Annotated in this window: 21 protein-coding genes; 11 read left to right on the top strand and 10 right to left on the bottom strand. The window is 63.6% G+C overall.

The window, feature by feature from the left end; genetic code table 11:
* Window positions 1-658 (bottom strand): ATP cone domain-containing protein (locus ACQKPZ_RS12155; RefSeq protein WP_427538146.1); only part of this gene is annotated, 658 nt, incomplete at its 3' end.
* 833 nt (window positions 659-1,491) lie between these two features.
* Here ACQKPZ_RS12155 and ACQKPZ_RS12150 point away from each other — a divergent pair.
* Window positions 1,492-2,190 (top strand): response regulator, encoded by a 699-nt coding sequence (locus ACQKPZ_RS12150; RefSeq protein ID WP_427538143.1) that lies wholly within the window; start codon window positions 1,492-1,494, stop codon window positions 2,188-2,190.
* Window positions 2,187-3,794 (top strand): ATP-binding protein, encoded by a 1,608-nt coding sequence (locus tag ACQKPZ_RS12145; protein WP_427538140.1) that lies wholly within the window; start codon window positions 2,187-2,189, stop codon window positions 3,792-3,794. Before ACQKPZ_RS12150 ends, ACQKPZ_RS12145 begins: the two co-directional genes overlap by 4 nt.
* 3 nt (window positions 3,795-3,797) lie before the next feature.
* Here the strand turns inward: ACQKPZ_RS12145 and ACQKPZ_RS12140 are convergent, their stop codons facing one another.
* Window positions 3,798-4,499, bottom strand: a complete 702-nt coding sequence (locus tag ACQKPZ_RS12140; protein WP_427538137.1) for a 4'-phosphopantetheinyl transferase family protein — start codon at window positions 4,497-4,499, stop codon at window positions 3,798-3,800.
* Between the two features lie 53 nt (window positions 4,500-4,552).
* Window positions 4,553-5,344 carry a dienelactone hydrolase family protein gene (locus ACQKPZ_RS12135; protein WP_427538134.1) on the bottom strand — a complete coding sequence of 264 codons (792 nt, stop codon included), beginning with the start codon at window positions 5,342-5,344 and terminating at the stop codon, window positions 4,553-4,555.
* A 129-nt stretch (window positions 5,345-5,473) separates the two neighbouring features.
* On the opposite strand from ACQKPZ_RS12135, the gene ACQKPZ_RS12130 reads away from it, so the two are divergent.
* The 4 genes from ACQKPZ_RS12130 to ACQKPZ_RS12115 all read left to right on the top strand — a co-directional run bounded on the left by ACQKPZ_RS12130 (window position 5,474) and on the right by ACQKPZ_RS12115 (window position 9,984).
* Window positions 5,474-6,079, top strand: a complete 606-nt coding sequence (locus tag ACQKPZ_RS12130; RefSeq protein WP_391127129.1) for an outer membrane beta-barrel protein — start codon at window positions 5,474-5,476, stop codon at window positions 6,077-6,079.
* A 149-nt stretch (window positions 6,080-6,228) separates the two neighbouring features.
* Window positions 6,229-6,906, top strand: a complete 678-nt coding sequence (locus ACQKPZ_RS12125; RefSeq protein WP_403199489.1) for a response regulator — start codon at window positions 6,229-6,231, stop codon at window positions 6,904-6,906.
* Window positions 6,903-8,249, top strand: coding sequence for an ATP-binding protein (locus ACQKPZ_RS12120; RefSeq protein WP_427538131.1), 1,347 nt, complete (start codon window positions 6,903-6,905; stop codon window positions 8,247-8,249). The genes ACQKPZ_RS12125 and ACQKPZ_RS12120 overlap by 4 nt, the downstream gene beginning before the upstream one ends.
* 412 nt (window positions 8,250-8,661) lie before the next feature.
* Window positions 8,662-9,984: a dicarboxylate/amino acid:cation symporter gene (locus ACQKPZ_RS12115; protein ID WP_427538128.1), complete on the top strand. Its 1,323-nt coding sequence runs from the start codon at window positions 8,662-8,664 to the stop codon at window positions 9,982-9,984.
* A 209-nt stretch (window positions 9,985-10,193) separates the two neighbouring features.
* On the opposite strand, the gene tsaA is transcribed toward ACQKPZ_RS12115, so the two are convergent.
* The 4 genes from tsaA to ACQKPZ_RS12095 form a co-directional block, all read right to left on the bottom strand.
* Complete coding sequence (gene tsaA / locus ACQKPZ_RS12110; RefSeq protein ID WP_427538125.1) at window positions 10,194-10,886, bottom strand: tRNA (N6-threonylcarbamoyladenosine(37)-N6)-methyltransferase TrmO; 693 nt, start codon at window positions 10,884-10,886, stop codon at window positions 10,194-10,196.
* 6 nt (window positions 10,887-10,892) lie between these two features.
* Complete coding sequence (locus ACQKPZ_RS12105; protein ID WP_427538122.1) at window positions 10,893-11,354, bottom strand: DUF1456 family protein; 462 nt, start codon at window positions 11,352-11,354, stop codon at window positions 10,893-10,895.
* A 47-nt stretch (window positions 11,355-11,401) separates the two neighbouring features.
* On the bottom strand, window positions 11,402-12,112 hold the full coding sequence (locus ACQKPZ_RS12100) for an rRNA pseudouridine synthase (RefSeq protein WP_427538119.1): 711 nt from the start codon (window positions 12,110-12,112) through the stop codon (window positions 11,402-11,404).
* Between the two features lie 77 nt (window positions 12,113-12,189).
* A complete protein-coding gene (locus ACQKPZ_RS12095; protein ID WP_427538115.1) occupies window positions 12,190-12,642 on the bottom strand; it encodes a GNAT family N-acetyltransferase in 453 nt (150 codons plus the stop codon).
* 309 nt (window positions 12,643-12,951) lie between these two features.
* Here ACQKPZ_RS12095 and ACQKPZ_RS12090 point away from each other — a divergent pair, with 309 nt between their 5' ends.
* Genes ACQKPZ_RS12090 through ACQKPZ_RS12075 form a run of 4 tightly spaced genes read left to right on the top strand, consistent with a single transcriptional unit; the run spans window position 12,952 to window position 16,771 of the window.
* Window positions 12,952-13,446 (top strand): hypothetical protein, encoded by a 495-nt coding sequence (locus ACQKPZ_RS12090; protein WP_427538112.1) that lies wholly within the window; start codon window positions 12,952-12,954, stop codon window positions 13,444-13,446.
* 47 nt (window positions 13,447-13,493) lie between these two features.
* Complete coding sequence (locus ACQKPZ_RS12085; protein WP_391127103.1) at window positions 13,494-14,288, top strand: DUF6502 family protein; 795 nt, start codon at window positions 13,494-13,496, stop codon at window positions 14,286-14,288.
* Entirely contained in the window at window positions 14,285-15,967 is a 1,683-nt protein-coding gene (locus tag ACQKPZ_RS12080) for a DUF5666 domain-containing protein (protein WP_427538109.1), read from the top strand. The genes ACQKPZ_RS12085 and ACQKPZ_RS12080 overlap by 4 nt, the downstream gene beginning before the upstream one ends.
* Window positions 15,968-16,021: 54 nt before the next feature.
* Entirely contained in the window at window positions 16,022-16,771 is a 750-nt protein-coding gene (locus ACQKPZ_RS12075; protein ID WP_427538106.1) for a hypothetical protein, read from the top strand.
* Window positions 16,772-16,828: 57 nt separating this feature from the next.
* Here ACQKPZ_RS12075 and rimO read toward each other — a convergent pair whose 3' ends face one another.
* Entirely contained in the window at window positions 16,829-18,160 is a 1,332-nt protein-coding gene (rimO, locus tag ACQKPZ_RS12070; RefSeq protein ID WP_427538103.1) for a 30S ribosomal protein S12 methylthiotransferase RimO, read from the bottom strand.
* 236 nt (window positions 18,161-18,396) lie between these two features.
* Between rimO and ACQKPZ_RS12065 the strand changes: the two genes are divergently transcribed.
* Complete coding sequence (locus ACQKPZ_RS12065; protein ID WP_427538100.1) at window positions 18,397-20,307, top strand: potassium transporter Kup; 1,911 nt, start codon at window positions 18,397-18,399, stop codon at window positions 20,305-20,307.
* Window positions 20,308-20,472: 165 nt separating this feature from the next.
* Here ACQKPZ_RS12065 and ACQKPZ_RS12060 read toward each other — a convergent pair whose 3' ends face one another.
* Both ACQKPZ_RS12060 and mprF read right to left on the bottom strand, forming a co-directional pair.
* Window positions 20,473-21,765: a virulence factor family protein gene (locus ACQKPZ_RS12060; protein ID WP_427538097.1), complete on the bottom strand. Its 1,293-nt coding sequence runs from the start codon at window positions 21,763-21,765 to the stop codon at window positions 20,473-20,475.
* Complete coding sequence (gene mprF / locus ACQKPZ_RS12055; protein ID WP_427538094.1) at window positions 21,765-24,407, bottom strand: bifunctional lysylphosphatidylglycerol flippase/synthetase MprF; 2,643 nt, start codon at window positions 24,405-24,407, stop codon at window positions 21,765-21,767. Before mprF ends, ACQKPZ_RS12060 begins: the two co-directional genes overlap by 1 nt.
* Between the last annotated feature and the right edge of the window lie 7 nt (window positions 24,408-24,414).

Raw genomic sequence — 24,414 nt, 5'->3', positions numbered from 1 at the left:
AGTAGTTCGGCTCGCGCTCTACCAGGGTACGGGCGGTCATTACCAGGGCGGTGTTGACGTCTTTGATGGCCACGCCGTCGTACAGGTTCTTCAGGGTTTCGCGCTGGATCAGGTCGCCATCGACTTCGGCCAGGCCTTCGCAGGCTTCGTTGATGATGGTGTTCAGGCGGGCCATGTCGAGTGGCGCCAGGCTGCCGTCGGCCAGGGTGATGCGGATGCTCGGGTGCGGCTCGACCACCGAGTCGGTGTTGGCACGGGTGGCGCGCTCTTTCGCACGCTGGTCGCGGTAGATCACATAGTCGCGGGCGACTTTCTGCTCACCGGCACGCATCAGGGCGAGTTCGACCTGGTCCTGGATTTCTTCGATGTGGATGGTGCCACCCGATGGCATGCGACGCTTGAACGTGGCGGTAACCTGTTCGGTCAGGCGCGCGACGGTGTCGTGGATGCGCGACGAAGCGGCAGCGGTGCCGCCTTCAACTGCGAGGAACGCCTTGGTGATGGCCACGGTGATTTTGTCGTCGGTGTAAGGGACGACAGTGCCGTTGCGCTTGATCACACGCAGTTGGCCAGGGGCGGTGGCGGCCAGATCCTGGTTGGAATCGGCGGCCTGCGGCACCTTGGCTTGCGGGTTCTCGCGAGTTGTGTCGGTTTGCATGGGTGGGTGTCTCCACAGTTTCTATATTGTTCAGGCGCCTTTTGGGCGCCCACCGTTCCGTCCACTTGCTCGATTGCCCGGCGGGGATGCGCAATGCATGCGCATCCGCCCGCGTGGGCGTACCGACTTCGGGACAGACTCAGGAATAAGGGGCAATAGCTTGCCGCTCCCTGGCCGAAGTCAAAGGTTCTGGGCATGAAACCCCAAAAACCGGTGCTGATGAGTGCCAGGCGGTGCCTACAACACTCATACCCGAACAACGCCCTGGATGGGCTTGCCTCGGTCGCCTCCGCAGGAGCGGTTTGGCTGCTGAAATCACCTGAAGTTCAGCCCGGAAAATAGCTTTATCTTGCGGGTTGACTTTTGTGTGTGATTTTGCACGAACCCCAACATCTAGTGGTTCGCTGCGATCGGGATACAAGATAATGCGGTATTGGGGGCTTTGCAAGGCGAGCGCCTGTGGATAACGTGTGCGTACTTTGTGAGTGAATGGTGAGTATTCGCTGTAGGCCTTGTGCCAAGTGGTTTGCAGTATTTTTCTGCGCCTTGCTGCCCCAGGGCAGTTTTTTTCGGGGGCGCACCCTACCACAAAAAACGGTTCAGTCGAGGGGCCTGTGGGCGGGTTGGCAGTGCTTATGGTGGGACGTAGTATCCGAGGGGGATGTTGCCTTTTGGTTAAAGGGTTATGTTGCCTGTGCCGGCCCCTTCGCGGGTGAACCCGCTCCCACAGGGATCGCACCGCTTTTGAAACCTGTGCAGCACCTGTGGGAGCGGCTTTAGCCGCGAAGGGGCCGGCACAGGCAACAGAAAAACAACAATTAAAGGCAGAGGCCATGGACCACCCCACCCCCCGCATCCTCATCGTCGAAGACGACCAGCGCCTGGCCGAACTCACCGCCGAGTACCTGCAGGCCAACGGCTACGAGGTCAGCGTCGAGGGCGACGGTGCCCGCGCCGCACGGCGCATCGTCGACAGCCAGCCCGACCTGGTCATCCTCGACCTCATGTTGCCCGGCGAAGACGGCCTGAGCATCTGCCGCCGAGTGCGCAGCCAGTACCCCGGCCCGATCCTCATGCTCACTGCCCGCAGTGACGAACTCGACCAGGTCCAGGGCCTGGACCTGGGGGCTGACGACTACGTGTGCAAACCGGTACGCCCACGGCTGCTGCTGGCGCGAATCCAGGCCCTGCTGCGCCGCAGCGAGGCCGCGGACAACAAGCGCCAGGACCTGGCCTTCGGCGCCCTGCGTATCGACAACCGCCTGCGCGAGGCGCGCCTGGGCGAACAGTTGATCGAGCTGACCGGCGCCGAGTTCGACCTGCTCTGGCTGTTGGCCAGCAACGCTGGGCGGGTACTTACCCGCGAGCAGATCTTCACCGCGCTGCGCGGCGTGGGCTACGACGGCCAGGACCGGTCCATCGACATCCGCATCTCTAAAATCCGCCCCAAGATCGGCGATGATCCACTTCAGCCGCGCCTGATCAAGACCCTGCGCAGCAAGGGCTACCTGTTCGTTGGCGAGGCCCCATGAACAACTCGATCTTCCTGCGTATCTACGGTGGCATGCTGGCCGTGCTGGTGTTGGTGGCGCTGCTCGGCGTACTCAGCCTGCACCTGGTGAACGAAGTACGCGCCGCTCAACACCGCGAGGGCCTGGCCCAGGGCACCTTCAGCCTGATGGCCGACAACCTCGCGCAGCAGAACGACACCGAACGCAAGCGCTCGCTGCTGATCTGGGAGCGCCTGCTGGGCGTGCCGCTGGCGCTGCAACCCATCACGGCGCGCACCCTCGATGGCGGCCAGCGGGCGCGGCTGTACCGTGGCCTGGTGGTGGTGGAAAAGACTGGCCCGCATGCGGCACAAGTGCTACGCAAGGTTGGCCAGGAAGACCTCATGCTGGTGGCGCAGATCAAACAGATCAGCGAGCAGCTGGCGCGGGCTACCCTGTATCTGCTGGCCGATGAGCTGGTGCGCTACCCGGTAACCGAACAGCAGCAACGGCTTGCACAGATCAAGCAGGAGAAGGGCTTCGGCTTTGGTGTCGCCCTCCAGCGCATCGAGCGGGTAAGCCTGGACGATGACCAGCGCCGTCGGGTCGAGGAGGGCGACACCGTGATGGCGCTGGGCAGGGATGGCGATTCGATCCGTGTATTTGCCGGGCTATCAGGTTCGCCTTGGGTGCTGGAGATCGGCCCGTTGTACCAGCTCAACCCCTACCCGCCGCAGTTGCTGATCCTGATTGCCTTTCTGGGTCTGTGCCTGATCGGCCTGGTGGTCTACCTGCTGGTGCGCCAGCTGGAGCGCCGCGTGTCGGGCCTGGAGGTTGCCGCCACCCGCATCGCCCAGGGCAGCCTGGACACCCGAGTGCCGGCCGGCGACGCTGACTCGGTAGGGCGCCTGGCCGCCGCCTTCAATGGCATGGCCGAGCACCTGCAGCGCTCGCTGACCATGCAGCGCGAGCTGGTGCGGGCGGTGTCCCACGAGCTGCGCACCCCGGTTGCGCGCCTGCGCTTTGGCCTGGAGATGATCGAAACGGCCACCACCGAACAGGCGCGGGCCAAGCACCTGGCGGGCATGGATGGCGATATCCAGGACCTCGACAAGCTGGTCGACGAAATGCTGACCTATGCCCGCCTGGAGCAGGGCGCGCCGGCCTTGAAGTTTCAGCGGGTCGATCTGGATGCCTTGCTGGACCGCGTGATCGAAGAGCTGGCACCGTTGCGTGCCGAGGTGCGGGTGGTGCGTGGCGACTGCCAGGGTGCGGATGCCGAAGGCGCGTGGGTCGAGGCCGAGCCACGTTACCTGCATCGGGCCTTGCAGAACCTTGTAGGCAATGCCATGCGCCACGCCGAGTCCGAAGTGCGCCTGACCTACCAGCTGGGGCAGCAACGCTGCCGTATTGATGTGGAAGACGACGGCCCAGGCATCCCCGAGGGTTTCTGGGACCGTATTTTCACCCCGTTCACCCGCCTCGACGACAGCCGTACCCGGGCCTCGGGTGGGCATGGCCTGGGCCTGTCGATTGTGCGGCGGATCATCTACTGGCACGCCGGGCGGGCCACGGTGGGGCGCAGTGAGGCGCTGGGCGGTGCCTGCTTCAGCTTGAGCTGGCCACGCCAGCAGGCACCGCTGTAAGGGTCAGACGCTGACCAGGCTGAGCAGGTGGCCGTCTTGCAGGCAGAACTGGCCCTGCAGTTCTGCGCCGTGCTGCCATTGTGGCGACAGGTCGGTGAGCAGGCGCAGGCGGGCCAAGCCATCCGCGGACCACTCCAGCACTTCGGCGTGCTCGAAGTAGAAGCGCTGGCGGGTTAGCGGGTAGAGGGTCTTGAACAGGCTTTCCTTCAGCGAGAAGGTCAAGGTGACCGTCAGGCCGAGCTGGCTACGGTCCAGGCGTTCGAGCTCGGGCGGGGTAAGGATTTCGCCCATCAGCCGTTCGGCGCGCTCGTCATCCAGCTGCGACTCCTGGTCCAGCCCCAGGCCTTGGCAGCTGCCCTCGGCGGCAACTACGGCGGCGGCCCAGCCTTTGCCATGGGTGATCGAGCCGCGGATGCCCGCTGGCCATATGGGCGAGCGGTCTTCATGAGTACCTGGCACATAGTCGCGCCCGTCCAGGCGCTGCAACGCGGCGCGCGCGCACACACGGCCCGCCAGGTATTCGGCTTGGCGCTTGGCTACCGAGCGTTGCAGGCTGGCGCTGGGCACGATGCCGGCGCGCTGGAAGTCATCAGGTGCCAGGAGGGCGGGGTCGAAGGCACAACTGACCAGCACCGCGCCGGGGAGTGGGCGGGGCAAGGGCCAGTGGTGCTGAAGCGGGGAACAGCAGGCGGGGAGTGTGTTCATGGGGCTATTGTGCCTGCCCTGGCAATGGGCCGCAAAGCGGCCCATTGCAATCCTTATTTGAACACCTTCTTGAAAAACGCCTGCATGTCCGCCCAAGAGCTTTCGTCCGCGGCCTTGTTATAGCCAATGTCCGGCCCACCATGCTCGCCATGGCTCAAGCGGTCAGCATCCGGATTGGTAAACCCATGCTTGGCGCCCTCGATACTGACGAACTCGTAGTTGACCTTGGCCGCGTCCATTTCCGCCTTGAACGCCTCCACCTGCTGTTGGGTGACCATGCTGTCCGCCGCGCCATGCTCGACCAGGATATCGGACCGTACCACGCCAGGTTTTGCCGGTGTCTGGGTAGCCAGGGCGCCATGAAAGCTCACCACACCGTCCAGTTTCTCGCCCCGGCGGGCGGCATCGAGCACCACCTTGCCGCCGAAACAGTAACCGACAGCGCCCAGTTGATGCTTGTTGGTATTCGGTTGCAGCTTTAGCAATTCAAGGCCGGCGTCAAAGCGCGCTGCTGCCTTTGCGGGGTCCTTCATTGCAGCGGCCATGAACGCCTGGGCGTCCTGCGGGTGTTCGGTGTGCTTGCCGTCGCCATACATGTCGATGGCCAGCGCGTTGTAGCCCAGTGCCGCCAGGTCGCGGGCGCGGCGCTTGGCGTAGTCGTTCAGCCCCCACCATTCATGCACCACGACAATGCCGGGGCGCTTGCCCTCGACGGCGTCGTCGTAGGCGTAATAGCCGACCAGGCGATTGCCGTCGGCGTCCTGGTAGGGGATTTCACGGGTTTGTACCGCCGCTTGGGCGAGGGCGGCGCTGCACATCAGGGTCAGGGCCAGCAGGGCACGCATGTTTACTACTCCTTGTCTTGCAGACGGTTCGTTCAGCCGAGGTTCAGCCAGGGTTCAGTCGCGGTTCAGGGTGCCCTGCTTACTCTAGCTTCCAGACCGAAACAGCGCACCCAACTGGAGTACCCAGCCATGAAAACCTTCAATACCCTGCTTGCCGCCATGGCCGTCTGTGCCGCTGGCATCACCACTGCCCAGGCCGCTGATGACAACTTTGCCAGCCTGACCTACGGCCAGACCAGCGACAAGGTTCGCAAGTCGGGCCTGCTGCAGCGCAATACCGACAACCTCAACGCTGATGGCATCATTGGCAAGGACGACACCTGGGGCGTGCGCCTGGGCAAGATCAATGACCAGGGCCGCTACTACATGACCTACGACAACGTCTCGGGCGACCACAGCGGCCTCAAGCTGCGCCAGGAAAACCTGCTGGGCAGCTATGACCTGTTCCTGCCGGTGGGTGACACCACCAAGCTGTTTGGCGGTGGCAGCCTGGGCGTGACCAAGCTCACCCAGGACTCGCCAGGTGCCAGCCGTGATACCGACTACGGTTACGCCTACGGCCTGCAGGCCGGCGTGATCCAGGACATCACCGACAAGGCGTCGGTCGAACTGGGCTACCGTTACCTGCGTACCAACGCCGCGACCGAAGTGGGTGAGCGAGGTGGGCCGAAGGACGGCACCCTGCGCCTGACCAGCAGCGCGCAGACTTACCTGGCAGCTAGCTACAAGTTCTGACGGGCGAGCCGCGCTATCCTGTACCGGCCTCTTCGCGGGCACGCCCGCTCCCACAGGTACCGCACCAGTCTTGGAAACTGTGCGATTCCTGTGGGAGCGGGCGTGCCCGCGAAAGGGCCGGTACAGGCAATACACATAAGGAGCTGCACATGAAACTGCTGGTGGTCGAGGACGAAGCCCTGCTTCGCCATCACCTCTACACCCGCCTGGGCGAAAGCGGCCATGTGGTCGAGGCCGTCGCCGACGCCGAAGAGGCCCTGTACCAGGCCGGGCAATATCACTTCGATCTTGCCATCATCGACCTGGGGCTGCCCGGCATCAGTGGCCTGGAGCTGATCACGCGCTTGCGCAGCCAGGACAAGACCTTCCCCATCCTCATCCTCACCGCCCGTGGCAACTGGCAGGACAAAGTCGAAGGCCTGGCCGCCGGCGCCGACGACTACCTGGTCAAGCCGTTCCAGTTCGAAGAGCTGGAAGCGCGCCTGAATGCCTTGTTACGCCGCTCCAGCGGCTTCACCCAGTCGACCATCGCCGCTGGCCCCCTGGTGCTCGACCTCAACCGCAAGCAGGCGACCCTCGACGAACAGCCCCTGGCGCTGACCGCCTACGAATACCGCATTCTCGAATACCTCATGCGCCATCATCAGCAGGTGGTAGCCAAGGACCGCCTGATGGAGCAGTTGTATCCCGGCGACGAGGAGCGCGACCCCAATGTCATCGAAGTGCTGGTAGGCCGCCTGCGCCGTAAGCTTGAGGGCGAAAACGGCTTCAAACCCATCGACACCGTGCGCGGCCTGGGTTACCTGTTCACCGAGCGCTGCCGATGATCCGCTCGCTGCGGGTGCGCCTGATGCTGGCCGCCGCCGTGCTGGCGCTGTTGTTCATGCTGGCGCTGCTGCCAGCCTTGCAGAAAGCCTTCAGCCTGGCCTTGCAGGAGTCGATCGAGCAGCGTCTGGCTTCGGATGTGACCACGCTGATTTCCGCTGCACGCATCGAGCATGGCCAGTTGCAGATGCCCACGCTGCTGCCGGACGAGCGTTACAACCTGCCGTACACCGGCCTGCTCGGCTACATCTTCGACCGCGACGGCAACCTGGTCTGGCAGTCGCGGGCCACCGCTGACCGGCACATCAACTACCGCCCACGCTACGACGGGCGCGGCAACGAGTTTGCCCGTATCCATCAGGCCGATGGCGAAGAGTTCTTCGTCTACGACGTCGAGATCAAGTTGTTGGGTGGCCAGAGCGCCGCCTACAGCATTGTCGCCCTGCAGCCGGTGAGCGAATACAAGGCCACCCTCAATGGCCTGCGGGAAAAACTCTACCTTGGCTTCGGTGCAGCCTTGCTGGCGCTGATGGCGCTGCTTTGGGCAGGCCTGACCTGGGGGCTGCGCTCGCTGCGCCGGCTCAGCCACGAGCTGGATGAGGTGGAGTCGGGAGCACGCGATGGCTTGAGCGGCGAGCACCCTCGTGAGTTGCTGCGCCTTACCCGTTCGCTCAACCGCCTGTTGCGCAGTGAACGTGAGCAGCGCACACGCTACCGTGATTCGCTGGATGACCTGGCGCACAGCCTGAAAACGCCGTTGGCCGTGTTGCAAGGCGTGGGCGAGAGCCTGCAGCAGCGTAGCGGCGAACGCGAGCAGGCACGGGTGCTGCAAAGCCAGATCGAGCGCATGAGCCAGCAGATCGACTACCAGTTGCAACGCGCCAGCCTGCGCAAGAGTGGCCTGGTGCGTCACAGCGTGAGGTTGCGGCCGTTGCTCGACAGCCTGTGCAGCACCTTGGCCAAGGTTTACCGGGACAAGCGGGTGAACGTGGCGCTGGCGTTGCCCGATGCGGCGCAGGTGCCGATGGAGCAGGGCGCATTGCTGGAGATGCTGGGCAACTTGCTGGAAAACGCCTACCGCTTGAGCCTGGGAGAGGTACGGGTGAGCCTGGAGCACGCACCCGGGCAGATCACCTTGTGTATCGAGGACGATGGGCCGGGGGTGCCGGCCGATCAGCGTGAGCGCATTCTGGAGCGTGGCGAGCGGCTGGACAGCCAGCACCCGGGGCAGGGCATCGGGTTGGCGGTGGTCAAGGACATCGTCGACAGCTATGACGCCGAGTTGAGCCTGGGGGATTCGCCTTTGGGTGGGGCGGCGTTCAGGATCACCTTCAATCTGGAGTGACTCCTTTACCTGTACCGGCCTCTTCGCGGGCTTGCCCGCTCCCACAGGTATTGCACAGGGTCTGAATGCAGCAAGGTCCCTGTGGGAGCGGGCAAGCCCGCGAAAGGGCCGGCACAGGCAAACCACAAAGGGCGGATTCCCGCCAACACCCCTGTACAAATCCCGCCAACGGGCGGAAATCCGCCAGCCTTCCTCAGGCAATTCGCCCCGTCGTTGGGCATTTATCCCTAGCAAACACGGCCTTTGCACCCTTCATGGGCATTTTGGCACCACCCTTGCTATTGATCCTGTCAGAGGCCTGCCCAGGCAGCTCGAACACAACGACAAATCCCTCCAGGTGCAGGAGGGTTAGCGATTCAGGTGCCCCATCACCCTGGGAAGGGTGAACCGGCACACTTGAGGAAAATGAGCCATGACGACACGTCAGCCGCTGTACAAATCCCTGTATGTCCAGGTGATCGTTGCCATCACCATCGGCATTCTGCTCGGCCACTTCTACCCCGAAACGGGCGTCGCCCTCAAACCCTTGGGTGACGGCTTCGTCAAACTGATCAAGATGGTCATCGCCCCGATCATCTTCTGTACCGTGGTCAGCGGCATCGCCGGCATGCAGAGCATGAAGTCGGTCGGCAAGACCGGCGGCTACGCGCTGCTGTACTTTGAAATCGTCTCCACCATCGCCCTGATCATCGGCCTTGTCGTCGTCAACGTGGTCAAGCCAGGCGCTGGCATGCACATCGACGTCAGCACCCTGAACGCCAGCAGCGTGGCTGCCTACGCCGCCGCCGGCGCGCAGCAGACCACCGTCGGCTTCCTGCTCAACGTCATCCCCAACACCGTGGTTGGCGCCTTCGCCAACGGTGACATCCTGCAAGTGCTGATGTTCTCCGTGCTGTTCGGCTTCGCCCTGCACCGCCTGGGCAGCTACGGCAAGCCGGTGCTGGACCTGATCGACCGCTTTGCCCATGTGATGTTCAACATCATCAACATGATCATGAAGCTGGCTCCGATCGGTGCCTTCGGCGCAATGGCCTTCACCATCGGCCAGTACGGCGTGGGTTCTCTGGTGCAGTTGGGCTACCTGATGGCCTGCTTCTACATCACCTGCCTGCTGTTCGTGCTGGTGGTGCTGGGTGGTATCTGCCGCGCCCACGGCTTCAGCGTCATCAAGCTGATCCGCTACATCCGTGAAGAACTGCTGATCGTGCTGGGTACCTCTTCGTCGGAATCGGCGCTGCCACGCATGCTGGCCAAGATGGAGCGCCTGGGTGCCAAGAAGTCGGTGGTTGGCCTGGTCATCCCGACTGGCTACTCGTTCAACCTGGACGGCACCTCGATCTACCTGACCATGGCTGCGGTGTTTATCGCCCAGGCCACCGACACCACCATGGACATCACCCACCAGATCACCCTGCTGCTGGTGCTGCTGGTGGCGTCCAAAGGTGCTGCCGGCGTGACCGGTTCGGGCTTCATCGTACTGGCCGCTACCCTGTCGGCCGTTGGCCACCTGCCGGTTGCCGGCCTGGCGCTGATCCTCGGCATCGACCGCTTCATGTCCGAAGCCCGTGCGCTGACCAACCTGGTAGGTAACGCCGTTGCCACCGTGGTCGTGGCCAAGTGGGTCAAGGAAATGGACAACGACAAGCTGGCCTCGGAACTGGCTTCCGGTGGTGCACCGCTGGTCGATACCCGTCCTACCGATGACCTGGGCGTCGCCGAAGGCCCAGCCCGCTGATCGCGGGGCAGTAGAACGCAAAAGGCGACCTTCGGGTCGCCTTTTTCATGCATATGCGTTCCCCTTGTAGGAGCGGCCTTGTGTCGCGATCGGGGCGCGTAGCGGCCCCAGGATTTCCGAAACCCTGCAAGATCGCCGGGGCTGCTACGCAGCCCTGTCGCGACGCAAGGCCGCTCCTACAAGGGACAGCGAACAGGCCTGAATCGAGGTCAGGCCAACACTACCTCCAACACCCGGATCACCTCCGGCTGAGGGTAATGCCAGCGCACCTGGACATCCCAGAACTTCACCCCGTACACGCGCTCCGGGGGCGGCAGCTGGTAGGCGGGCCGAGGGTCTTGCGCCAGGCATTGCTCGATCAGTTCCACCAGCGGCTCGCCCAGCCGCAATGCATGCTCGCGGGCCTGGGGCAGGGCGTTGTCGCCCCATTCCACGGCAATCGCGGCGGGCGCTGCGCTGGCCATCTGGTTGCTGGCGCCGGCAATGCTGTCGGCGTAGGGCACATAGGGCTTGATATCGAGTACCGGTGTACCGTCGAGCAGGTCGATCCCGGACAGCAGCAGGCGCCCAGGCTCCACACCCTCCAGGCGCACCACCGACTGGCCGATGCCGTTGGGCCTATGGGTGGCGCGGGTGGCGAACACCCCCATGCTCTTGTTACCACCCAGGCGTGGTGGCCGTACCTTCAGGCGGGGTTTGTCTTCCAGGGCCTGGTGGAACAGGAACAGCAGCCAGACATGGCTGACCTGCTCAAGGCCTTCAACCGCATCACCCTGGTCGAACGGCGGCAGTAGCTCCAGCACACCGCGCGCTGCGGGCGCCAGCTGGGGCTGGCGCGGGATGGCGAATTTTTCCTTGAAGCAGGAGCGGACGATACCGACCGGGGCAACCGTATGCTGCATGGCCACTCAGGCGCGCACGCGCTGGGTCAGGCCCTTGAGGAAGTTGCGCAGCAGTTGGTCGCCGCACGGCCGGTAGTTGTCATGGCCGGCCTTGCGGAACAGCGCACTGAGTTCAGGCTTGCTGACCGGGAAGTTGACCGACTTGAGAATTGCGTGCAGGTCCTCTTCCTTGAGTTCGAAAGCAACCCGCAGTTTCTTGAGGACAAGGTTGTTGGTCACTGGCAGCTCGACCGGTTGCGGTGGGCGGCTGTCGTCCTTGCCGCGGCGGTAGATCACCAGCCCGTCCAGGAAATGCGCCATTACCCGTTCAGGGCAGCGCACAAAGCCTTCCTCTTCTTCCTTCTTCAGGTAGGTGGCCAGCACCAGGGGATGCACTTCGAGGCCGGAAAGCCCGATGATCTCGGCCATCTTGGCGTCGTTCACCTTGAGCATGTAGCGCAGGCTGCGCAGGACATCGTTGTGGTTCATTGCTGCAGAATCCTGTTCAGGTGCCACGCGTGTGCGTGGCGTATTGCTTAGAAACGTTCGGTTGTAGCCAGGTAGCGCCATTGGCCCAGCGGCAGCTTGCCCATCGATACGCCACCCAGGCGAATGCGGCGCATGCTGACCAGTTCCAGGCGCAGGTAGGCGCACAGCTCGGCGACCTGCCCGGGTTGCGGGTTTTTCAGCACCATGCGCAGGTGGGTCTCGTTTTGCCAGCTGGCTTTGGTTTTGGGCAGTTCGCGATCATTGCGCGTAGCCCCGCGCGCCAGGCGTTCCAGCGCCTGGGGCGTGGTTTCGCCGCGCACTTCGACGATGAACTCCTGCTCCAGGCGGCGCAGGTCGGCGTTGATCTTGCGCGTTACCCGCCAGTCCTGGGTGAATACCTGCAGGCCCGTGGCGCCGCGCTCCAGCGGCGCCACGCAGTCCTGCCGGGCAAAATGCCCGTGCAGGGCGCGCACGCCTTCGCGGTGAGCCTCGCTGAGGCTGCCCATGTTCATGCTGGCGCGGGCGGTTTCACTGTCGATACCGGCTGGCTGGTTCATCAGCAGGGTCACCGGTTCCAGCGCTTCGGCGCGGGCACCCGGCAGCAGTTCGACGCGCTGCTGGTCGACTTTGAACTGCGGCTGCTCGACGACCATGCCATCGACGGTTACCCAGCCGCCTTCGATATACAACTCGGCCTCGCGGCGGGAGCAACCCAACTGCTCGATAAGGCGTTTGGACAGGCGGACGGGTTCGGACATGACGGCAATTCGCAAAGGCAGGGAAAGGCCAGCATTGTACCTGCCTGAGCGGTGGAGGGGCTGGGAATCTGTGTCATTTACGCCGTTTTGCGCAGGTGCATGTGCAGCAGCGGGTAGGGCTGGCCCAGGCCGTCGGTTTCCGAGCGGCCAACCACCTCGAAACCTTCATGCAGGTAGAAGCCCAAGGCTTGCGGGTTCTGTTCGTTGACGTCCAGGCGTTCGGCGTTCAGTTCGTCGATCGCGTAGTGCAGCAGGCGCTTGCCAACCCCTTGGCCACGGTAGGCTGGCGCGACGAACAGCATGTCCACGCGGCCGTTAGCGACCCCGGCAAAACCACAGATGCGTTGCCTGTCCCTGCAGCAGACCAGCATCACCGCGTCGAGGTAGCGGCGCAGCACGTGCTCGCGCAGCAGCAGGATGTAGCCTTCTGGCAGGAACAGATGGGTGGCGCGTACCGAGTCCTCCCACACCTGTACCAGCTCGTTGTAGTCGCTAAAGCGCGGAGTTTGCAACGTCAGTAGCGCGGGCATGCCGGTGGTCCTCCATGGCGATGGGGAAAACATAGCAGCCCAACCACCGGTCGGCTTGTCCGTGCTGCACTTGAAGGGCGGGGCGCTGAGGTCTATTAATTAAACGTGGGAAAAAATCCCACGCACAGAAAAGATAAACCTCACAACAAGATTAATGACTGTTTTGCGTTCTCGTGGCGACGACCTGGAGACGGACTATGCAAATCCACCTGCTGTTCAAGAAGGCCCTGCTAGCGGCTGCCGTGGCTGGCGTGCTGTCAGCGTCCATTGTGTTGATCCCTGACTCGATTTCCCAAGGCTCCAGCGCCTATGCCAAAGATGGCGGTGGTGGAGGCGGTGGTGGTGGTCATGGCGGTGGCGGCGGAAGCGGCGGCGGTGGTGGCCATGGCGGTGGCGGCGGAAGTGGCGGTGGCGGTGGCCACGGTGGTGGCGGCGGAAGTGGCGGTGGTGGTGGCCACGGCAGTGGCGGCGACGGTGGCGGCCATGCCGGCAACAGTGGCAGCGGCCACGACGGTAGTTCAAACGCTGGACGCAGCGGCAACCATGCTGAAGCGGGTGATGATCATGGCAATCACGTGGGTGGTGAGCCCGGTGACGATCACGGCAATCACGTTGGCGGTGAGCCCGGTGACGATCATGGCAACCATGTTGGCGGTGAGCCCGGGGATGATCATGGCAATCATGTCGGCGGCGAGCCTGGCGATGATCACGGCAATCACGTGGGTGGTGAACCTGGTGACGATCGCGGCAACCATGTGGGTGGCGAACCGGGTGATGACAACAGCAGGAGCTGACAGGCGTTGATCAGCCCGACTTTACCCCCTTCGATGTTAAGCGCACTGCGGCGTGTCATGCGCCCGCTGGTGCGCTTGATGTTGCGCAAAGGGGTGACCTACACCCTGTTCGCCGACCTGCTCAAGGAAGTATTCGTCGACGTGGCCGACCGCGAGTTTCGCCTGGACGACACCCCGCCCAGCGACAGCCGCATCAGCCTGCTCACAGGCGTGCATCGCAAGGATGTCCGGCGGCTGCGCAGCGAAGGTGGCATGGCACACGAGGCCTTGCCGGCGAACATCACCTTGGGCGCACAGTTGGTCAATGCATGGACCTCCAGCCCGCCGTTCTGCTCGGCACCTGGCCAGGCGCTGGCTTTGCCACGTTTGGCGAGTGTGGGTGGCGACTGTTCATTCGATGCCCTGGTGGCCACGGTCAGCACCGATATCCGCGGCCGGGTGGTGCTGGATGAGTGGTTGCGCCTTGGCATCGTCCGGCTCGATGAGCAGGATTGCGTACACCTGGAGGCCCAGGCATTCGTGCCGCAAAAAGGCTTTGATGAAAAGGCCGCTTACTTCGGCCACAACCTGCATGACCATGCTTGCGCAGCGGTACACAACCTCAGTGGCGAAGGCCTGCCGTTCTTTGAACGCAGCACGCACTACGATGCCCTGAGCCCGGCCAGCGTCGAGCAATTGCGTGACGTGGTTGCCAAGGACGGCATGCAGGCGCTGCTGGCCTTCAGCCGGCTCGCAGCAGATCTGGAAAGCGTTGATGAGCCCGGCATCGAGCAACGTCAACGCATCACTGTGGGGCTTTATTTCTACACTGAAGCTACCGATCCCGATTTGTCGAAGACACCCGGCCCATGACTCCGCTTGCGCGCTGCTTCAGTGTCGTCACGTTCGCCCTGGTTTTCGGGTTGAACCTGGTGATGCCTGCCGAGGTAGCGGCAGCGCCGGTTTGTGTCAGCCGTGAGGAAGCGGGTATGGCCGGCGCCGCCGGCCTGCAGTTTCCGGGCGGTACGGGTGGTACCGGTGCGCGCAGTGACAACGGTGGCGTCGGCGGCACTGGCGCACCGCTCCCGCAACGCCCCGGTGGCACAGGCGGTACTGGCGCGGTGGCCGATGGTGTGGACGGTACCTACTTCGATCACGGCAGCGGCGGGGTAGGCGGTACCGGTGCACCGATCCTGCGCCCGGGCGGTACCGGTGGTACCGGCATCGTCGGCACCATTACCGGGTTCGCCTCGATCTGCGTCAATGGCATGGAAGTGCATTACGGCAAGGACGTACCGGTGAGTGAAAACGGCGCACCCGCCAGCAGTGCTCACCTGGCGATCGGGCAGGTTGTGGCGGTGGAGGCCGTTGCCACCCAGAGCGGCCTGCAGGCAGGGCGCATCTCGATCCTGAACGTCTTCGAAGGGCCACTGACGGCACTCCCCAACGCTTCGGCCCCGTTGCGGGTCATGGGCCAACCTGTGCGGCTTGCTGCTGGCGCACGGGTGGCTGAAGGCCTGCGCCCAGGCGAGCCGGTCAAGGTCAGCGGGCTGCGCGATGCCAAGGGCGAAGTGGTGGCGACCCGCATCGAGCGGGCACCGGGCCTGCGAGAGGCCAGTGCAATTGGTGCAATCGATCGTCCTGGTAGCCTGCAAGGGCTGCAACTGGGTACCCGCGTAGCCCCCGCACGGGAAGTGCTGGTGCGTGGCCAGTGGACCGGGCGCCAGCTGGAAGTGGCGCAAACCCGTCCAGACCCGAGCCTGCCGTTTGCTGGCCGTGTGCAGCAGACCGTGGTCGAAGGGCTGGTGCAGCGTGCGCAGGCTCGGCAACTGGTGGTGGCAGGCATCAACGTGACGCTGGGGCAGGGCACTGTGATCGTTGGCAAGCCGTCGCTGGATCAGCGTGTTCGGGTAAGTGGCGTGCTCAGTGGCACCCACGAGCTGCGGGCAACCCGCGTGGAATTCCAGGATGGCCGCGTCGATAACCCGGACAAAGGCCACTCGGGGCATGGCAGCGAGCACGACAGCAGCGGCTCCGGTGGGTCCACCAGCAGTGATAATGGCACTGGCGAGTCGAACCGTGTTCGTAACGAAGGCAGTGACGATCACAGTGGGCGCGGCGCTATCGAAGAGACCAGTGGGCATGGCGATGCTGCAAGCGTGGACAAGTCTGGCAAGTCAGAACATGTCGAAACTGTGGAGCAGCCCGAAAGCAGCAACAGCGGCAGGTCTGATCGGGTGGAAAGGGTTGAAGTCGAAAAGGTAGAAAAAGCCGAGAAGGTTGAAAAAGTAGAGAAGGTTGAGAAGGTCGAAAAGGTAGAGAAAGTAGAGAAAGTAGAGAAGATCGAAAAGCCTGAAAAAGTCGAGAAAGTGGAGAAGGTTGAAAAAGTCGAGAAGGTCGAAAAACCTGAAAAAGTAGAGAAAGTCGAAAAGGTAGAGAAGGTCGAAAAGCCTGAAAAGGTCGAGAAAGTTGAAAAAGTAGAGAAGGTCGAGAAGCCGGAAAAGGTAGAGACCGCCGAAAAAGTAGAGCATCCAGAGCGATCAGGGCGTTAGGCAACTAGGCTGGGTTAGTCCGACCACACTTCCCGACAGGATACTGAGGTGCCGATGAGACCCACCCTCCCGCTTCTGGCCTGTCTGCTGTCATGTACCAGCGCGTCGGCTGTGGCCGACACTTTCAGCGCCGCCATCGGCATGGACTATTCAAGCGGCGACTATGGCACGGGCACCACTTCGGAAATCTGGTATGTCCCCGTGGTCGGCAAGTACGAAACAGGTCCGATGACCTACAAGGTCACCGTGCCCTGGTTACGCATCACCAACCCTGAAGTAGGCCCCAATGGTGACCCCTTGCCCGGCGGCTGCCGGAGTGTGGAGAGCGGGCTGGGTGACACGGTTGCCAGCGCCGGGTACGCCCTGCTCGATGGCAGTGACGGTGGCCTGATGCTCGACCTGATCGGCAAGGTCAAATTCCCCACCGCCGATGAAGACCAGTGCCTGGGTACCGGTGAGTATGACTACACCGCCCAGGTCGATATCACCAAAGGCTTTGGCCCGGTCACCGGTTTCGCGACACTGGGCTGGAAGAAGTTCGGCGACCCGCCCGACAGTGATTTTGACGACCCGGTATTTGTCAGCCTCGGTTTCGCAATACCCGTGGCTACGGGCACTTCGGCGGGCGCTTCCTACGACTGGCGGCAGAAAGTGGTCTCCACGGGGTCGCAGATCAAGGAACTTACCCTGTTCCTGACCCACAAGCTCAACCAGCAATGGAAAGTTCAACTCTACGCGGTCAAGGGCTTCTCGGATGCCAGCCCGGATGCCGAGGGCGGCCTGATGCTGTTTCACACGTTCTGACAAAAAAGCCCCTGCTCCGCAATGGCGGGGCAGGGGCTTTTCAGTGGTTCAGCCGCTTCAGATAGGCTCTGCCCACATGTCGTATTCGTCGGCATCCACCACGCGGCAACGCACTTTGTCGCCTGGCTTGAAGCCATGGTCGCCATCGATGAACACGCTGCCGTCGATTTCCGGGGCATCGAAGAAGCTGCGGCCAACCGAGCCTTGCTCCTCGACTTCATCGATCAGCACTTCGATTTCCTTGCCGATGCGCAGTTGCAGGCGGGCGGTGCTGATGGCCTGCTGGTGGGCCATGAAGCGGTCCCAGCGCTCCTGCTTGACGTCGTCCGGCACTTCTTCCAGGCCCAGGTCGTTGGCCGGTGCGCCTTCTACCGGCGAGTACTGGAAGCAGCCCACGCGGTCGAGCTGGGCTTCGGTCAGCCAGTCCAGCAGGTACTGGAAGTCTTCCTCGGTCTCGCCCGGGAAGCCGACGATGAAGGTGGAGCGGATCACCAGCTCAGGGCACTGCTCGCGCCAGTTCTTGATACGCGCCAGGGTGCGGTCTTCGAAGGCAGGGCGCTTCATCGACTTGAGCACTTTCGGGCTGGCGTGCTGGAACGGGATGTCCAGGTACGGCAGGATCTTGCCAGCGGCCATCAGCGGGATCACGTCGTCGACGTTCGGGTAAGGGTACACGTAGTGCAGGCGTACCCAGGCGCCCAGGCTGCTCAGGGCCTCGCACAGCTCCAGCATGCGGGTCTTGACCGGGCGGCCGTTCCAGAAGTCGGTCTTGTACTTGACGTCGACGCCGTAGGCGCTGGTGTCCTGGGAAATCACCAGGATCTCCTTCACCCCGGCCTTGACCAGGCGCTCGGCTTCGCTCAGCACTTCACCCACCGGGCGGCTGACCAGCTTGCCGCGCATCGACGGGATGATGCAGAAGCTGCAGCTGTGGTTGCAGCCTTCGGAGATTTTCAGGTACGCATAGTGACGCGGGGTCAGCTTGACGCCCTGTGGCGGCACCAGGTCGATCAGCGGGTTGTGGTCCTGGCGTGGCGGTACCACCTCGTGCACGGCGTTGACCACCTGCTCGTACTGCTGCGGGCCGGTGACCGACAGCACGCTCGGGTGCACGTCACGGATGCTGCCTTCTTCGACACCCATGCAGCCGGTAACGATGACCTTGCCGTTTTCCTTGATGGCTTCGCCGATCACTTCCAGCGACTCGGCCTTGGCGCTGTCGATGAAGCCGCAGGTGTTGACCACCACTACGTCGGCGTCCTCGTAGGTGGGCACGACTTCATAGCCTTCCATGCGCAGCTGGGTAAGGATGCGCTCGGAATCGACCAGGGCTTTTGGGCAACCCAGGCTTACGAAACCTACCTTGGGGGTGGTGGGCGTGGTGGACATGACTAACCTCGGTATTGAATGCAGGTCGCCCGGCCGGAATCGCGGGCGATCTTGACGGGCGCTTTTTGGCGCCTCTGATCAAAAAGTGCGCAATTCTAGCGAGCGTAACGTCGCTTGACCAGCAGAAATACGACGAACGCTGCGCTATGCTTCGCGCCGTTGCGCGAAGGTACCCCAGTGGGCCTTGTGCGCGAGTGAATACTTAAGGCCGTGATGGCCGTCTGCGGGAGTGGTCGATGGTTCAGGCAAGCAGTCACGCCGAGGGCGGGCACGAGGGGAAGCAGGGCGCGGCGCGGTCGCTGGGCCTGCTCGTGGCGGCGGTCGGGGTGGTTTATGGCGATATCGGCACCAGCCCGTTGTACACCCTGAAGGAAGTCTTTACCGGCGGCTATGGGGTGCCGGTCAACCATGATGGCGTGCTGGGGATCCTGTCGCTGATCCTGTGGTCGCTGTTGTGGGTGGTGTCGTTCAAATATGTAATGTTCATCCTGCGCGCCGACAACCAGGGCGAGGGCGGCACCATGGCCCTGACCGCACTGGCGCGGCGGGCCACAGCGGCCTACCCGCGGTTGCGTACGCTGATGGTGATCTGTGGCCTGATCGGCGCTTCGTTGTTCTATGGCGACAGCATGATCACCCCGGCGGTGTCGGTGCTGTCGGCGGTGGAGGGAATGGGCCTGGCGTTTGACGGCATTGACCACTGGGTGGTGCCGATCTCGCTGGTGGTGCTGGTGGCGCTGTTCCTGGTGCAGAAGCACGGCACCGAGAAGATCGGCAAGCTGTTCGGCCCGATCATGGTCACCTGGTTCGTGGTGCTGGGTGCGCTGGGCGTGCATGGTATCTCGCAGAGCCCGGAAGTACTCAAGGCCTTCAACCCGGGCTGGGCGGTCAACTTCTTCGTGGTGCACCCCGGCATGGGTGTGGCCATTCTCGGTGCGGTGGTGCTTGCGCTGACCGGTGCCGAGGCGCTGTACGCCGACATGGGCCATTTTGGCCGCAAGCCGATTGCCCGCGCCTGGTTCATCCTGGTGCTGCCCGCGTTGGTGCTCAACTATTTCGGCCAGGGTGCGCTGCTGCTGCAAAACCCGGACGCGGCACGTAACCCGTTCTACTTGCTGGCGCCCGGCTGGGCGCTGCTGCCGTTGGTCGGGCTGGCGACCATGGCCACGGTAATTGCCTCGCAGGCGGTGATTTCGGGGGCGTTCTCCCTGACCCGCCAGGCCATCCAGCTGGGCTACATTCCGCGCATGCAGATCCAGCACACCTCCAGCGACGAGCAGGGGCAGATCTACATTGGGGCGGTGAACTGGACGCTGATGGTGGGCGTAGTGCTGCTGGTGATCGGTTTCGAGTCGTCCGGTGCACTGGCCGCGGCCTACGGTGTGGCGGTGACCGGCACCATGCTGATGACCACCATCCTGGTGTCGGCGGTGATGTTGCTGCTGTGGAAGTGGCCGCCTGTGCTGGCGGTACCGATCCTGGTGGGCTTCCTGTTCGTGGATGGCCTGTTCTTTGCCGCCAACGTGCCGAAAATCGTGCAGGGCGGTGCTTTCCCGGTGCTGGCCGGTGGTGTGCTGTTCCTGCTGATGAGTACCTGGAAGCGTGGCAAGCAGATTCTGGTAGAGCGTATCGACGAAGGCGCGCTGCCGCTGCAGCTGTTCATCAGCAGTATCCGCATTCAGCCGCCCCACCGGGTCGAAGGTACGGCGGTGTTCCTCACCGCGCGGGCCGACGCCGTACCCCATGCGCTGCTGCATAACATGCTCCACAACCAGGTGCTGCACAGCCAGGTGGTGTTGCTGACAGTGGTCAGCGAAGACCGGCCGCGAGTGCCGGAGCAGGAGCGTTTTGAAGTGGAGGCCTACGGTGACGGGTTCTTCCGCGTGTTGCTGCACTTTGGCTTCATGGACGAACCGGACGTGCCGGCTGCGTTGAAACTGTGCCATCTGGATGAGCTGGACTTCACCCCGATGCGCACCACCTACTTCCTCAGCCGCGAGACGGTGATCGCTTCACGGTTGGAGGGAATGTCGCGTTGGCGGGGCAACCTGTTCGCGTTCCTGCTGAAGAATGCCAACGGTAACCTGCGCTTCTTCAACCTGCCGCTGAACAGGGTGATCGAGCTGGGGACCCAGGTCGAGATCTGATTCTGCGCCAAGGCGCGGTCCCTGTAGGAGCGGCCTTGTGTCGCGATGGGGTGCGAAGCGCCCCCACGATTTGTGCAACGACGCAGAATAGCTGGGGCCGCTTTGCGGCCCTATCGCGACACAAGGCCGCTCCTACATCGACCGCGTCGCCTGTAGGAGCGGCCATCAGTTCTGCTCTGCCACGCTCGACTTGCCTTGGCGGGTCTCGATCTCACCAATCAAGCGCTTGGCCAGCGCCGGGTAGTTCTCGTCGAAGTGGTGCCCCCCAGGCAGCTTCAGGCGTTCACCCACCGCAGTCTTCTCGGTGCAACCGCTTTCATCGGTCTCTTCCACGCCATACACGCATACCACCTTGGACGCCGGCAGCCTGGCCATCTCTGGCCCGGTAGGCGCTTCCTGGCCTTCCTTGCCCAACCAGCCCTCAACCTCGATCTCGAAGCTGCCACTGCGGGCAAAGGCCAGCAACACCACGGCATCGATGCGCTGTTGGTCTTCTGCCGGCAAGCGGTTGTAGATGGCTGGCAGCACATCGGCACCGAACGAATAGCCCGTCAGCACGAAGCGCTTGGTACCCCACTTTTGCCGGTAGTGCTGCATCAGCTCGGACAGGTCGGCGGCGCTTTGCTCCGGAGTCTTGTGTTGCCAGTAGTAGCGCAGCGTGTCGATGCCCACCACCGGGTAGCCCAGTTTGGCCATTTCACCGGCCACATCCCGGTCCAGGTCGCGCCAGCCGCCATCGCCGGAAAGGAACAGGGTGACCGTATCGGTGGTCTGCCCGGCGGGAACCTCGACCACCGGGATGGCCAGGGCGTTGCCGTCGTGGCCAACCAGAGCCTGGGTCAGCTGCGCCTTCAGCACCTGTGGCAGGTGGATGTCGTAGTCGCTGATGCTGGTTTCGGCGTTGGCCTGGTCACGTACGAAGGCGGCGCTGGCGTCATCCGGGTTGTCGTTCCAGGCGACGTTCCAGTGGCCATGGGCAGCTGCCTTCGGCAGTGCGGCCTGGCAGCCGGGTTGCTCCAGGCTGAAGTCCACAGAAATCGCCCGCGCCTTGTCATCGTTCTGGCTGGCCAGCCAACGCCAGGCCTGGGCGGCACCAGGGCCGATACCGGCGACCAGCGTCGGCTTTTCCGGCAGCTCGGCCAGGGCCTGGTCCATCGCCTGCTGCTGCTTGCTGCAGTCGTTCGGCGGCAGGATCACCTGCACCAACTGGGCTTCGCCGGCCTGGCTCAGGTCGATCAGTTGCTTGTCAGTCAGTGCCTGCTCTTGCGGCACCCCAATGGCTACCCGGGCCTTGGGGTGTACGCCAGGGGTGACCCGGGTGATGTTGGTGTCATTGATGCTCAGTTGTTCCAGGCGCGCCTCGGGGGCCGGGCGTGTCCACAGCCAGAAGGCCAGCGTGCCACCCAAGGCGGCCAGCAGCAGGGGAACCAGCAGGTACAGCCAATAGCGTCGGGTCATCAACGTTTCACCAATCCAGTCAGGCCGCCTGCAATCAGGGCGGCGGTGTCGGCCAGTGCCACGAGCGGGTCGAGCCCGGCCGGCACGGCCATGTAGCGGGGTTCCCAATCCGGTTGGAATTTGTCCTTGAAGCGGCGAAGCCCCTGGAAGTTGTACAGCTGCTCGCCCCGGCGGAACACCATGGAGCCCAGGCGTTGCGTCAAGGGCGCGCCGCGCCGCGGCTGCAGGCCGGACAGCGGCACCATGCCCAGACTGAAGCGGGCGTATTCATGGTTTTTGTAATGCAGGATCAGGCCGATCATCATGAATTCCATGGTCAGCTTCGGTGCCTCGGGGTGCGCACGCATCAGGTCGAGGCTGGCCAGTTCGTTGCCATGGGTTTCGAGTAGGTTGGCGAAGGCCACCGGGCGGCCCTGGAAGCGAATCAGGGCAATGCGGAAGTGTTGCAGGTAGTCCGGGCTGAAGCGTCCCAGCGAGAAGCCTTTTTCGCGCACGTTCTTGCCGCCTAGCCAGGCATCGGAAATTTCCTTCAGCTCGGCCAGGGGAGCGTGGCCAGGTTCGTGGATTTCCAGGCTCAGGCCGTCGCGGCCGCCGCGGTTCCAGGTGTAGCGCAGGTCTTTCATCTCCTTGCCTTTGGCTTCCAAGTCGAAGCGGCGCAGGTCGACACGGGCTTCTTCGCCCAGCTTCAGCGCTGTCAGGCCGATGTCCATATAGAAGGGCAGGTTCTCGGCGCGCACCTGGTAGAACACTGGGCGGGCGTGGTGCAGGTCACACAGGTCGCGGAACTGCCAGATCATTTCGGCGCGTTCCTGGGCCGGGCCGATCGGGTCGTACAGGGCCACCAGGCTACGGCCGCGTCGGGCGTACATGAGGAAGGCATTGTCACGCGGGTGGAACAGCAATGCCTTGTCGCCGGTCAGGGCCAGGCCACCGTCGGGCTGGTCGGAGGCCAGCAGGATGCGGTTGGCGCGCTGCAGTTCTTCTTCATCGGGCAAGTGGATCACCGGCGGTGCGGTGCGCAGCAGCCAGGTCAGTGCCACGGCTGCCAACAGCAGGGCACTGCCCATGGCGGCACGCAAGCCCCGCGGGGCATCGGCATCAAGGGTAAATTGCCACCACAACTGATGGCTGTAGGGCACGTCCTGGTAGGCGAACAGCAGCAGCCATACCGAGGCACCGACTGCGCAGGCGCTGGCGACCAGGAACACCGGCGAGAATGGCAGTTCCAGCAGGCGGCTTGGGCGATAGAACGAGCGGCGGAACAGGGCCAGCAAGGTGGCTGTGAAGGTCAGCAGGCAAGCCTCTTCCCAGTCGAAACCTTTGAGCAGCGACAGCAGGGCACCGACCAGCAACAGCACGGTGGTCAGTAGCCAGGCAGCGGACAGTCGCCGGCGCAGGCCTTGGGCCAGCAGCAGGCACAGCACGCCAATCAGGCTGGCGCCGAAGTGCGAGGCATCGATCAGCCGGTGTGGTACGAGGAAGCCCATGTGCTCCAACCGCGTGTCGATCTCGGGTGTGGCGCCCGAGAACAGCAGTACCACGCCAGAAAGGAACACCAGTATCGACAGGATCGGTGCGGCCAGCCCGGAAGCGGCCTTGATGGCTTGCTGCGCGAACAGCAGGCGCCGGGCCTCGTTGGCCAGCAACAGCACGCAGGCCAGCAGCAATGGCATTACCACGTAGATCAGCCGGTACAGCAGCAGGGCGGCCGCCAATGGCGCGGCGCCGAGCTGGTCGGCAAAGGCCGCCAGCAGGATCGCCTCGAACACCCCGACACCGCCGGGAACGTGGCTGAGCACGCCTGCGGCCAAGGCCAGCAGGTATACCAGCACAAACGCGCCGAACGGTGGCGCCTCGGGCAGCAGCAGGTACAGCACGGTGGCGGCTGCCGCCACATCCAGCGCGGTGATCAGCAGTTGCAGGGCAGCCAGGCGCGCGCCTGGCAGGCGCAGTGTACGGCGGCCCAGTTGCACCAGCAGGTTATTGGCCAGCGGTTGTTCTGTCAGGCGCCGGCGGTACAGACCGAACAGCAGCAGGGCGCACGCCACCAGCACGGCTGTGGCGATACCCCCCAGCAAGCCAGGCGCCAAGCCCAGTGCGGTCGAGGCCGCAGGCAGGTCGCTCAGGGTAGCCAATGCGGCCAGTGGCGGCAGTGCGCAACCCAGTGACAAGCTGGCGAAAACCGTCATCCGAGCGACATCACCTGCGGCAAGCCCTTGGCGCGCATACAGCCGGTAGCGCACAGAGCCGCCCGAGAGCATCGACAGGCCGATGGCATTGCCAATGGCAAAAGCGCTGAAACCACCCAGTACCAGGCTGCGAGCTGGCAGTTTCACACCGGCATAGCGGCTGGCCGACCACTCGTAACCCAGCAGGATCACGAAGCCGACGACCGTCGCCACAAAGGCGCCCAACAAGGACTGTGTCGGCACGCTGAGCATGGCATCGTGCAAGGCATAGATGTCCAGCTCGCTCAGCAGGTGGCGGCAGGCAATCAAGGCCATGGTGAACAGCACCAGGGTCACCGCCAGGCCGATGGGCTGGCGGTAGCGGCTCAGGCGTTCAAGCAACGGCAGGTGCTGCACGGTACCGGGCAGCGCCGAGGCGAGCGGCACCGGAGGTTCGGGGTTGTGTGAAGTCATGAATTGC

The sequence above is a fragment of the Pseudomonas sp. NPDC089547 genome, assembly GCF_050280665.1.
Classification (GTDB): Bacteria; Pseudomonadota; Gammaproteobacteria; order Pseudomonadales; family Pseudomonadaceae; genus Aquipseudomonas.
The sequence above is the reverse complement of the archived record's forward strand: the minus strand, read 5'-3'. Positions and strand labels throughout refer to the sequence as shown.